The sequence below is a fragment of the Chryseobacterium sp. NRRL B-14798 genome (assembly GCF_050470705.1).
GTDB classification, from domain to species: Bacteria; Bacteroidota; Bacteroidia; order Flavobacteriales; family Weeksellaceae; genus Chryseobacterium; species Chryseobacterium cupriresistens.
Window position 1 is genome coordinate 455,305 of sequence record NZ_JBFLUL010000005.1, and the last position, 12,884, is coordinate 468,188.

The following is a 12,884-nucleotide window of genomic DNA, read 5'->3' on the forward strand; positions in this document are numbered from 1 at the left end:
AAAAAGAAAATCACTTATCTATGCATCAAAAAACGTTCCTATAATCCATAAACAGGGTGTTTTTGATTCTGAAATCAATAGATTTTATAACTTTCAATTTAAGAAAAATTAGAATTTATTTTCCAGCTTTTATCGAAAAAAAAACGTAATTATCTTAAAATAGAAACGTTCTAAACAAAAAATTGGAAGATTTTAAATCCTTAAGGGATAAAATCTTCCAATAATATAGTTATTCAATAGTCTTGCGACTTATTATCAATCTCTTAGTGAGCGCTTGTACTTGTTAATTCTTTAATAGAAGGAACGAAAGTAGTAAGGTCAATTCCCTCAACAGCAGTTTTATACTCATCAATGCTTGGGATTCTTCCGATAATTGCAGAAAGAACAACAACCGGAGTTGAAGCAAGCAGGGATTCTCCTTTTTTACGTTCAGAATCTTCAACCACTCTTCCCTGGAAAAGACGGGTAGAAGTTGCTAAAACAGTATCTCCTTTAGCTGCTTTTTCCTGATTACCCATACAAAGGTTACATCCCGGGCGTTCAAGGTACATTACGTTTTTGTACTCTGTACGTGCTTCTCCTTTTGGAGCGTTGTCATCAAATTCAAAACCGGAATATTTTTCCAGTAATTCCCAGTCACCTTCAGCTTTTAATTCATCAATGATGTTATAAGTAGGAGCAGCCACTACAAGAGGAGCATTGAATTCTACTTTTCCTTGTTGTTTTTCAAGGTTTCTAAGCATTTGAGAAACAATCTTAAGATCCCCTTTGTGAACCATACAGGATCCTACGAAACCAAGATCTACTTTTTTCTCACCTCCATAGTAAGAAAGATCTCTGATGGTATCGTGAGTATATCTTTTAGATACATCGTCATTGTTTACATCCGGGTCAGCAATCATTGGTTCAACAATTACATCAAGATCTACAACAACTTCAGCATAATATTTAGCGTTTGCATCAGGAGTCAAAGCAGGTTTTTCACCTGATCTGATTTCTGCAATTCTCTTATCTGCTTTGTCAATTAATCCCTGAAGGACTTTGTTGTGATTATCCATACCCTTGTCGATCATGATCTGGATTCTGCCTTTTGCAATTTCCAGTGATTCGATCAAAGTCTTATCTTCAGAAATGTTGATAGAAGCTTTTGCCTTCATTTCGGCAGTCCAGTCTGTAAAGGTAAATGCCTGGTCAGCAGGAAGTGTTCCGATATGAACCTCAATGATTCTACCCTGGAATACGTTTTCTCCTCCAAACTGCTTTAACATCTGAGCCTGCGTTGCATGAACCACATCACGGAAATCCATGTGAGGCTTCATTTCACCTTTGAAAGTTACTTTTACAGATTCAGGGATCGGCATAGATGCTTCACCGGTAGCCAATGCAAGAGCTACAGTTCCTGAGTCAGCTCCAAAAGCAACTCCTTTAGACATTCTGGTGTGAGAGTCACCACCAATAATGATAGCCCACTCGTCTACAGTGATATCGTTAAGAACTTTGTGGATAACGTCAGTCATGGCGTGGTATTCACCTTTCGGGTCACGGGCTGTAATCAGTCCGAACTCGTTCATGAATTTCATCAGCTTAGGAATGTTAGCCTGAGCTTTTTTATCCCAAACGGAAGCCGTGTGGCATCCGGACTGATAAGCACCATCTACGATTGGAGAAATCACAGTTGCTGCCATTGATTCTAATTCCTGAGCGGTCATCAAACCTGTTGTATCCTGAGATCCAACAATATTAACCTGTACACGAACGTCAGAACCGGCATGTAATACTTTTCCCGGAGTAGTTCCAACAGCATTTCTGTTGAAAATCTTCTCTACAGCCGTAAGTCCTTGTCCTTCATGAGAGATTTCTTTTGACGGAGCAAAAACTGTTGGCGCTTCAATACCTAAAACCTGAGCAGCAAATGTCTGTAGTTTTTTACCAAATACGACCGCGTAAGATCCTCCTGCTCTGATGAATTCCATCTTTTGCGGAGTGAAAGATTTGGTAAGGTCGATCAGTTCCTGGTCGCCGTTGTATAATTTCTTTTCTTTTGTATTGATTGTTAAAACAGTTCCTGTTGCTACTGAATATGCTTCTTCAAGAACAATGTCACCGTTTTCATTACGAACCGGGTTCCCGTTTTCGTCAACTTTCTTTACCCAGTTTTTAAGGTCAATACCGATACCTCCGGTAACGTCTACTGTGGTAAGGAAGATCGGAGAAATACCGTTTGTTCCTCCTACAATGGGAGCAATGTTGACGAATGGTACGTATGGGCTTGCCTGTTTTCCTGTCCAAAGAGCAACATTGTTTACTCCTGACATTCTGGATGATCCTACACCCATTGTTCCTTTTTCAGCGATCAGCATAACGCTTGCATCAGGATGCTTTGCCTGTAAAGCTTTGATTTCTTCCTGAGCTTCAGGAGTGATCATACATTTACCGTGAAGTTCACGGTCTGATCTTGAGTGAGCCTGATTACCAGGAGAAAGTAAATCTGTAGAAATATCTCCTTCACCAGCAATATAAGTAACTACTTTAATTTCTTCAGCAACTTCAGGAAGTTTAGTGAAGAATTCGGCTTTTGCGTAGCTTTCAAGGATTTTTTTTGCAATTTCGTTACCGCTGTTGAATGCTTCTTTCAAACGGTTCGTATCTGCTTCATAAAGGAAAACCTGAGTTTTAAGAACGTTCGCAGCTTCTTTAGCAATAGCTGCATCATTACCTAAAGCAAGGTCCAGCAGCACCTCAATAGAAGGTCCGCCTTTCATATGAGATAATAATTCAAAGGCAAATGCCGGGGAAATTTCTTCTACTACGGATTCACCCAGAATAATTTCTTTTAAAAATTTTGCTTTTACTCCCGCTGCACTCGTAGTTCCGGGTAGTGTGTTATAAATGAAAAATTTAAGAGAGTCCGGTCGGTCAGCATTATCTGAATCTTTAATTTGTGCAATGATTTCGCTTAGTAATTCAGCACCATCAATTGGCTTTGGATGAAGCCCCTGGGTTTTTCTTTCTTCAATCTCTTTGATGTAATCTTTATAAATACTCATAATAGAAGGTCTTTCAAAATTAAAGGTAGGTCTGCTTTTTCTTTACCGGGGTGTATAAATACAATTAATGACATTTTGAGTTCTCGCATTTTGATGCAACATTAACCGAATAAAGTCAGCATAATCCACACTTTTTCAAAAGTTTTTTAAAATTATCAAACATTTCAAAATGTTCCCAAAATTACGAAATTTTACAATTTTATAAGAATGAAATTATTTAGATTCTTTATAAATATGAATTTTATAATATCTATTTTTGGTCGTATTTTTGTAATCAAATGGAGAATATGAAAAATATCCTGAATGTTTTATGTGTTTTTATTTCGATTTTCGTTTTCTCGCAGACCAAATCTGTGAAGAAAATTCCTGTGAAAAAAGGAACAAAAACTACGGTTAAAAAAGCAGCTTCAGCCAGCAAACCTAATGCTGATCTGGTAGTGATCAATAAAGATCTTCCTGTTTTGATTCCTAAAAAAAAAGGAGATCAGTTCGGGTATGTCAATCAGAACGGGAAATTTATTATCCAGCCGGAATATCATATTGCCGTATTTTTTTATGAAGACTGTAATCTTCTGAATTCACCCAATGAAAAAGTGAGAAAATTTGGAACAAAAGACTATGCTACGGTGGAGAAAAATATGATTTCTTACCGCATAGATCAGTCTGGTAAGAGAGTCTATCAGTTTAAAGATACCGATTTTGGAAAATGTAAATTTGAAGAATATAAACAACAGTTATTCCAAGCTTATATCCTGAATGGTTTTTACGGAATCATTGAAAAATCAAAATTTGTAAATGCCGCAGATTACAGACAATATCAGATCTATCCACAATATCAGTATCTTTTTATTCTTGAGGGTGATGATGTTGCGAATCCAATGATTGTTGCTTCCAATAATGATAAATTTGGAATCATTGATGTTAACAATAAAGTGATTATTCCGTTTGAATATTCCAATATTAAAAGAAACTTCAGCTGGAAACTCGGTAAGATGTTTGAAGTGACAAAAGACGGTTCCAATTACTATTACATAGACGCCAACAACAAAACTTACTAAATAATTATAAATGATGAATGATGAATGATGAATGATGAATGATGAATGATTCATTTGATAACTCCTATTTTTCATAGTGTTTTTTCCATTCTGTAACTATTTATTTACCACGTAATCTGATATTCAAAAGCCCGCATCTCGTAACCCGATCGCAGTTCATATATTTTTTGTAATTTTGCGGCTGAAATAAAGGGGTGCTTTAACAGGCTGAGATTATACCCAATGAACCTGGAACAGGTAATGCTGTTTAGGGAATTGAAAATGTACCAATGAAACAGTATAACAATATACCAATTGCTAGACTGTTAAATTAATAAAATTGTTACATTATTGCTCAACCCCTTTTATTCATTAAATGTTAAAGATTTATAGAATGAAAGGATTATTTTTTTTAGGGCTTAGTGTAGGCTCAGTGGCTTTTATACAGGCTCAGAATAAAGATTCCCTAAAGGTGAGGGAAATTGAAGCAGTCAACTTTACCAAGAGGCTTCCGGTAGCAAAGGAAATCATCAATGTACAGAAAGATCTGGACAGTAAGAATCTAGGACAGGATCTTCCTATTCTTTTGAAAAATCAAACTTCCATTATTTCGACGTCAGATGCCGGAAACGGAGTAGGATATACCGGTTTCAGAATCCGTGGTGTTTCAGGAAGTGCTATCAATGTCATGATGAACGGTGTTCCATACAACGACTCTGAAAGCCAGGGAACCTTTTTTGTCAACGTTCCGGATTTGACAAGTTCTGCTTCACAGATTGTCATTCAGAGGGGAGTAGGAACTTCCAATAACGGGGTTTCTGCCTTCGGAGCAAGTATTAACGTACTTTCTAAGGATCCTGAAGAGAAATTTTATTTTAAAACGGATGACAGCTACGGATCATTTAATACTTATAAATATTCAGCAGAAATAGGTTCCGGGAAATTCTGGAAAAACCGACTTTCCGTGATGGGAAGATATACTCATATTCATTCTGACGGCTATATCGACAGGGCTTCATCCAACTTACATTCTTATAATTTCACTGCTTTATTTGAAGAAGGGAATACAAAATTACGTTTAATGGCTTTTGGCGGAAAAGAGAAAACGTATCAGGCATGGAACGGGATTGATCGTAAAACCTGGGAGACCGATCCTAAATTCAATATTTCAGGAGCCATTTATGATGCCAACTGGGAGAATATTGTAAGTTTCTATGATAATGAAACGGATAACTACAGACAGAACCATTATCAGTTGCTTTGGGAACAGAAATTCAACGACCGCTGGAATCTGGAAACCACGTTCCACTATACAAAAGGAAAGGGATATTATGAAAACTACAAGCAGGGAGATCCTTTTTCAAGATATAACCTTCCCAATATAACAGAAGGAGGAGAAACGATAAAAGCTTCAGACTTTATCAGAAAAAAATGGCTGAACAACGATTTCTACGGAATGGTTTCTACATTGTACGGAAAGTTTGAAAATTTAGATTTGAACTTTGGTGCTGTGGTCAATCAGTATTACGGAAGACACTATGGAAATGTAACAGGAGTATTTTTTCCTCAGATTGATGAAAGCGAATATTACAGAAATCGCTCTGTAAAGAATGAGGTGTCTGGTTTTGCAAAAGCTTTATTAAGATTGAATAATTTTGAATTCTTTGGTGATTTGCAGCTCAGAAAAATCAATTACAACACAAAGATTCTGACGGCTGGTGATGGTGAAGGAGCAGATTTAAGTAAAAACTGGCTGTTTTTTAATCCAAAAGCCGGAGTAAATTACAGAATTGACGGAGGTAAAATATTCCTTTCCTACGCCCACGCCCATCGTGAACCTACCAGAGATGACCTGATGGCCAATAATGATGTAAAAGCAGAAAAGCTTCATGATATTGAAGCCGGTTTTGAAAAACAGTTCGGAATTGTTTCATTGACGGCCAATGTTTATTATATGTATTATGTCAATCAGTTGGTTCTGAACGGAGAGCTGAATAACGTAGGAGCATTTATCAGAACAAACTCAGGGAAGAGCTACAGAAGAGGTATTGAGATTGGTGCTTTGGCAAAATTATCCAAACAATGGGAGGTTTCCGGTAACGTAACATTAAGCCAGAACAGAAACCAGGATTTCAATATTCAGAATGGAGATGTGCCTAAGAGCCTTGGAAATACCCAGATTTCTTTTTCCCCGAATGTTATAGCCAATTTAGGCTTGAAATTTAATCCTACAAAAAATTTCCAGTTTGCGTTAATGAATCAGTATGTTGGAAAACAATATCTGGACAATACCGAAGATGCCAATCTTCAGCTTAAAGATTATTTCCTGACAGATTTCAATGCGCAGTACCAGTTTAAAATTGCCAATAATGAAATTGCATTAAAGCTATTGGTGAATAACCTGTTCAATAAGAAATATGTGAACAATGGATCTGTTTATGATGGGCAGCCTTATTATTTTTCACAGGCAGGAACGAACTTTATGTTTGGAGTAAGCTGGAAAATTCAGTAATTGACAAATCGGTGTTTGCTTTTTAGTAGATTTACCATTTTTAAACTTAAAAAAAGCAGTTTAAATAACAGTATATCTGTTTTAATACAGAATAATCAAAAGACTGTTCCGGCAGTCTTTTTTATATCCATTAAATATTACAAAAAGTCCCGAAAAAGTTATAAATTTGCTGCCAAATGAATATTTCAGCATATATTTTAGAATACTTAAAACAATTTGGAACTGCCACAGTTCCAGGCTTTGGGGTGTTTTCACTGAAAAATTCTAAGGCAATTATCAATTCTGAAAACGGAAGCATCTTACCTCCGGCCAGCCAGATTGAATTTGCCATAGACTATGAAGTCCGGGCTGAAGACCTTACTGCTTTTATTGCAGAACAAAAACAGATGTCTCTGGAAGCTTCAAGAAGTGATCTTAAAATTCAGACTGATTTTTGGAAGAAAAAACTTCAGGCCGAACAGGTTCTTGACATTCAGAATCTTGGAACCGTTTTCATTGAAGAAGGACATACCCATTTCAAGGGAAAAAGAATAGAATCCGGACGTCCGGACTTTTACGGATTGGAAGAAATCAGATTTTCAGATATCAATAACGGGGAAAAAGTAAATGCTTCTGTGAATCGTGAAAAGGATTTTAAATTCAAAAAAACAATTCTTTGGCTTTTCCTTCTGATTATCCCGGTTCTTGGAATTGTATACCTGGCGTTTACCCAGCAGGAACTTCTTTTCGGAAAAAAATCTTTCAATAATGTTTCAGTACAGACCTCTACCCATAGAATCGTAAAAGATACGGTGAAGATGAAAGTACATACTCTGGAAACACCCGTTACAGATTCTTTGAAAAAAGATTCATTAGTAAAACCCGCCGGAAAAGAAAAACAATCTGCTCCGGTTGTCCCAAACAACACTAAGACTAGATGGCAAAAATAAAAAAAGCGTCAGAATCTCTGACCATTATGACCAATATCGTTCTTCCGAACGAAACCAATTCTTTAAGAAACCTTTTCGGTGGTGAGCTTTTAGCAAAAATGGACCGTTGTGCGTCTATTTCAGCAGCAAGACACTGCGAAAGAAGAGTAGTAACAGCTTCAGTAAACCACGTATCTTTCAACCATCCGATCCCGGAAGGCGGTGTTGTGGTGTTGGAATCTAAAGTTTCCAGAGCATTTTCTACTTCCATGGAAGTGTATGTAGATGTATGGTTGGATGATCCAATCAACCAGAAGAAAGTTCATACGAATGCCGGGATTTATACTTTTGTTGCAGTAGATGAATTCAACCGTCCGATTCCTATTCCGGAAATGATTCCTGAAACAGATGAGGAGAAAGAAAGATTTGCAGCGGCATTCCGTAGAAAAGAACTTTCATTGATCCTTTCCGGAAGAATGAAACCTTTGGAGTCTGTAGAACTTAAAAAACTATTCCAGGAGCCGCAGGAGTCTAAGAAAGATAAAAAGTAACCTTATATACTTTATCAATAAAAATGCTTTTAAACTTTGCTGAGTGCTAACGACTTTGCGAGCTTAAAAGCATTTGTTTTTTCAGAAATTTGCGAACTTTGCGGTAGAATAAAATTGTAATCATTTAGGAATCTGTTCCTATCTCTAAAATCATTTATAAAAAATGAAAATACTTCTTTTAGATAAAAACCATCCTCTCATCACTGAACAGCTTTTGGCTAAGAATTTTATCCTGGAAGAGGATTTTACATCGTCTTATGATGAGGTTTGCTATAAAATTGAGAACTACGACGGAATTATCATCAGAAGCCGTATTCCATTAGACCGGAATTTTCTGGAGAAAGGGAAGAATCTGAAGTTCATTGCAAGAGTAGGGGCCGGAATGGAAAATATTGATATTCCTATTGCAGAAAAACTGGGAATTCAATTGATCAATTCTCCTGAAGGAAACAGAGATTCCGTGGCAGAACACGTTGTGGGAATGCTTCTGGTGATCTTGAACAGACTTTTTATTGCTTCCCAGGAAGTGAAAAACGGGATCTGGAAGCGTGAAGAAAACAGAGGAGATGAGCTGTTGGGAAAAACAGTGGGATTGATTGGCTATGGTAACATGGGAAAAGCTACTGCAAAAAGACTTTCAGGGTTCGGATGTAAGGTGATTTTCCATGATATTCTTCCTGATCTTTCAGATGAATATGCAACACAGGTTTCACTGGAAGAACTGAAACAGTCTGCAGAGGTCGTAAGCCTGCATATTCCTTTAACTTCAGAAACCCACTATCTTATTAACGAAGCTTTCATTGCAGAGATGAAAAACGATTTTTATTTTGTCAATACTGCAAGAGGAAAAAATGTGGAAACTAAAAGTTTAGTAGAAGCATTGAAGTCAGGGAAAGTAAAAGGTGCATGTCTGGATGTTTTGGAATATGAAAAATCTTCTTTCGAGAACATTGAATCGGAAAATGAAGACCTGAAATATCTTCTTGAATCAGAAAAAGCCATTGTTACACCTCATATTGCAGGATGGACCCACCAGAGTAAAGAAAAACTGGCTCAGTTTATTGTAGATAAAATTGTAGCTTCACACTGTTAAGTTGTTTAAAAAATAAAATATAAAGGCGGATTTACAAAAAGTAAATCCGCCTTTTATGATGATTTTGCCCTTCCATATTTTACTTTTCCATCCATTTATGTTAAATAATTCATAATATCCCCATCATACTTATTATTTATTTCGAGTTTTATTAAATTGCCGCTCATTTTTGAATCTCATGACGACGCGTAATTTTGTACTTATTTTAACTGTTCTATTATCAATATTTTCCTGTAAAAAAAAGTCTGAAGCCAAAGAAGTTTCGGCTGAAAATACAACCAATCTGCCCAACTATGGAAATGTAGATCTGAGTGATATTTTTACAAAGGGTGACGGACAGCTTTTGAATAGACAAACTACCGTAAGTTATATAGATCAGTATTACAAAAAGATATGGGAAGGAGGAGACCTTAGTGGTGGAATTCTTGTTGCCAAAGGTGATGAAATCCTGTATGAAAATTACAGAGGTTTCGGAAGAGAAGGAAATCAGATGCCGATCGACAAAAATACACCATTGCATGTCGCTTCAGTTTCAAAGACTCTAACGGCAATGGCTATGATGAAACTTATAGAGGCCGGAAAAATAAAATTAACGGATCATCTTACTCAGTTTTTTCCGGGGTTTCCATACCCGAATGTTACTGTTCAGACTTTGCTGGATCAAAGAAGCGGTCTTCCGAAATACGAATATTTTATTACCAAAATACAGCCTGTCCCGGCAGAACTGTCAAAACCTTTCATTACCAATGAAGATGTTTTGAATATGATTATTAAGTATAAACCAGATCTGGCAAGAGATACGGATACAGGATTCATGTATTGCAATACGAATTTTGCTTTATTGGCTTTATTAATTGAGAAAGTGACTAAAACTCCTTTCCCTCAGGCGATGAAAGAAATGGTTTTCACACCATTGAAAATGAATAACACGTACATCTTCCAGGAAAAAGATATCCCTACAGCTTCGCAGTCTTTCTATTATGGAGGAAATAAGTTGTATCCTTTAGACAGACTTGATCTGATTTACGGAGATAAAAATGTGTACACGACACCAAGAGATTTATACAACTTCTCAAAAGCAATGTTTTCGAAAAATTTCCTGAAACCGGAACTGATGCAGATGGTATTCACTCCTTACAGCAATGAAAAAGCAGGAATGAATAATTATGGATTAGGATTCAGAATGAAAATATTCGATAATGGCGAGAAGCTGACCTATCACAACGGATGGTGGCATGGCACCAACTCGGTATTTGCCCATCTTTTAAAATCTAAGGTTACCATTGTAGCTATTGGAAATAAATATTCAAACAAAGTATATACGGCTCTTGCATTGTCTGGTTTATTCGAAGATTTCCCTTTGCAGAAGGAAAAGCTGCATACCGTTATGCACGACAATAAAGATACTTTGAATTCCGGACAGGAAGTTTTTGGAGAATAATGTTTACTTTTGCCTAAACATTTTCATGAAAAGGTTTCTTTTATTACTCATTATCTGTTTTCTTGTACATTCATGTGCAAGAGTAGGATCTCCTGTCGGAGGGCCTAAAGATACTCTGGCACCAAAGTTTTTAAGCTCAAACATTGATACAACAAGAATCAATGTCAAAAGAGATATTCGTGAACTCCGTCTGGATTTTGATGAATATGTGACATTGAAGGATATCAATAAAAACCTGATTATTTCACCTCCTATTAAAGGAATAACGAGAATACTTCCATCGAATATTGCCAACAAATTTGTTCTGATTCAGTGGACAGATACCCTTCAGGCCAATACCACCTATAATTTCAATTTTGGAAATTCAATTGTTGATAATAACGAATCTAATATACTAAGGTATTTCAATTTTGCTTTTTCCACAGGAGACAAATTGGATGATTTGTATATCAGTGGTGAAGTAAAGGATGCCCTCGATACTAAAAAGAAAACCGGAACTACAACAGAAAATAAGCTAGTGGTAGGATTGTATCAGGTAAAAGATACCATGGATTACAAGAAAAAGCCTTACTATATCACTAAGGTAGATGAAGATGGATATTACGAATTAAATTATCTGACTCCCGGAAAATACAAAATTATTGCTTTTGAAGATGAGAACGGAAATTCAATGTATGATCCTGGAAAAGAAAAAGTTGGATTCCAGAAAGATCCGGTGAATGTTGAGAAATCCATTTCAGGATTAAACTTAAAGGTATACCCTTCCAAAAAACCGGTGAAGTATGTAGAAATGAAAGAGATAGCCGGAGGAGTTCTGATGACCTTTGAAGGAAATCCTGATGAAGTAAAAGTACAGTCGCTGAACGAGAAATTAAAGGATGTCAAGATAACACACAATCCGAAATCAGACTCGGTGAGAATCTGGTTTGATGCTGTAAAGGATAATGTGGGGCAGGAAGCAAATGAAAAGCTGATCTTCACCCATAATAAAGGTCCGAAAAAAGACAGTGCCTACAGTGTTTCTTTATTTTACAGATATAATAAGAAGAATGCTATGGATGTCATTAGTGATAACGACGGAACCTCTATCGCTCCAAAGGCAGATTTAAAAATTGCATCAAACTATATTGTTGATAAAATTGATCCTTCAAAATGGACTTTAAGAGCCAAAGGAGACAGTTTAACAACTTTACCGTTCACTGCTAAAATCTCCGAAACAAATCCTTACCAGATTCATATTCAATCCGACTTTGTGATGGGCAAAAGCTATGAACTTACAGTTCCTAAGGAAACCGTATCTTCATTTTATGCCAAAAACACCCAATCAAAGCGTTTTGACTTTGATGTCGCCAAAGTAGATCAGTTTGGAAGTGTTGAGTTCTCTGTTTCCAATGCGCCGGAAGCAAATTATTGGATTCAGTTAATGGATTCTGACAAGGTAGCTTATCAGAAATATACTAAAGGAGATAAGGTAAAGTTTGATATACTCAGACCTGGAGAATATATTGTAAGGATTCTGGTGGATAATAATGGAAACAAATATTGGGACGAAGCAGATTTCGCGAATGATATTTTTGCTGAAGATGCTTATATTTTCTATAAAAAAGTTATTGTCAGAGCCTTATGGGAAACAAGAGAGGATTGGGATCTGAAAGATACCAGAACACTTGATAGTCCGAAATCACCAACTGTAACAACGCCAGCTCCGGCACCTGCCACTCCATCTCCGTCAGAAACTCCGGTGTCTGCAGAACCTGCAGCAACGAAGCAAGTGCAGAAAAAAGAATTTAAATCCGGCAATGCTGTTTTAACTCCAGCTAAGTAAGCAGATGAAGACGGCTAAGAAAATAGTATTCTGGACATTGGTGGCGTTTGCCCTGATTCAGTTTTTCCCTGTTGACAGGGTGAATAAACCCGTTGATTCTGCGGTTAACTTTGTTGATTCAAGGAAATCACCGGAAAAAGTAAGAGCGTTGCTTAAAAACGCCTGTTATGACTGCCATTCCAATGAAACGGTTTATCCGAAATATGCTTTTATCGCACCCATTTCATGGTCTGTAAAAAGCCATGTGAATGAAGGCAGGGAACACCTTAATTTTTCTACCTGGGGAACTTATAATAAGGATTTGAAGGAGAATATGCTGACTAAGTCTATTCAGACCATTCAGAATAAAACAATGCCGATGCCCGGTTATATTGTTTATCATAAAGAAGCCAATCTTTCAGAAGCTGAAAGAGCATTGCTGATTCAGTATTTTGAAGAAATGCTGAAGACTAAAACCTATTAGTTTCCAC

Annotated in this window: 9 protein-coding genes; 8 read left to right on the forward strand and 1 reads right to left on the reverse strand. The window is 36.7% G+C overall.

Features of this window, described 5'->3' with window-relative positions; all coding sequences use genetic code 11:
• Window positions 1-263 precede the first annotated feature (263 nt).
• On the reverse strand, window positions 264-3,047 hold the full coding sequence (locus tag AB1278_RS02480) for a bifunctional aconitate hydratase 2/2-methylisocitrate dehydratase (RefSeq protein WP_429812216.1): 2,784 nt from the start codon (window positions 3,045-3,047) through the stop codon (window positions 264-266).
• A gap of 287 nt (window positions 3,048-3,334) precedes the next feature.
• Between AB1278_RS02480 and AB1278_RS02485 the strand changes: the two genes are divergently transcribed.
• The 8 genes from AB1278_RS02485 (at window position 3,335) to AB1278_RS02520 (ending at window position 12,877) form a co-directional block, all read left to right on the forward strand.
• Window positions 3,335-4,105, forward strand: a complete 771-nt coding sequence (locus AB1278_RS02485; RefSeq protein ID WP_228406499.1) for a WG repeat-containing protein — start codon at window positions 3,335-3,337, stop codon at window positions 4,103-4,105.
• A 373-nt stretch (window positions 4,106-4,478) separates the two neighbouring features.
• Window positions 4,479-6,596 carry a TonB-dependent receptor gene (locus AB1278_RS02490; RefSeq protein ID WP_429812219.1) on the forward strand — a complete coding sequence of 706 codons (2,118 nt, stop codon included), beginning with the start codon at window positions 4,479-4,481 and terminating at the stop codon, window positions 6,594-6,596.
• Between the two features lie 176 nt (window positions 6,597-6,772).
• Window positions 6,773-7,525, forward strand: a complete 753-nt coding sequence (locus tag AB1278_RS02495) for a hypothetical protein (protein ID WP_429812223.1) — start codon at window positions 6,773-6,775, stop codon at window positions 7,523-7,525.
• Window positions 7,513-8,055, forward strand: coding sequence for an acyl-CoA thioesterase (locus tag AB1278_RS02500; protein ID WP_002983813.1), 543 nt, complete (start codon window positions 7,513-7,515; stop codon window positions 8,053-8,055). Before AB1278_RS02495 ends, AB1278_RS02500 begins: the two co-directional genes overlap by 13 nt.
• Before the next feature lie 163 nt (window positions 8,056-8,218).
• Entirely contained in the window at window positions 8,219-9,148 is a 930-nt protein-coding gene (locus AB1278_RS02505) for a 2-hydroxyacid dehydrogenase (protein WP_429812226.1), read from the forward strand.
• Between the two features lie 178 nt (window positions 9,149-9,326).
• Window positions 9,327-10,589, forward strand: a complete 1,263-nt coding sequence (locus tag AB1278_RS02510; protein ID WP_429812229.1) for a serine hydrolase domain-containing protein — start codon at window positions 9,327-9,329, stop codon at window positions 10,587-10,589.
• Between the two features lie 25 nt (window positions 10,590-10,614).
• Window positions 10,615-12,414: an Ig-like domain-containing protein gene (locus AB1278_RS02515; RefSeq protein ID WP_429812232.1), complete on the forward strand. Its 1,800-nt coding sequence runs from the start codon at window positions 10,615-10,617 to the stop codon at window positions 12,412-12,414.
• A 4-nt stretch (window positions 12,415-12,418) separates the two neighbouring features.
• Window positions 12,419-12,877, forward strand: a complete 459-nt coding sequence (locus AB1278_RS02520) for a heme-binding domain-containing protein (RefSeq protein ID WP_202839934.1) — start codon at window positions 12,419-12,421, stop codon at window positions 12,875-12,877.
• Window positions 12,878-12,884 lie beyond the last annotated feature (7 nt).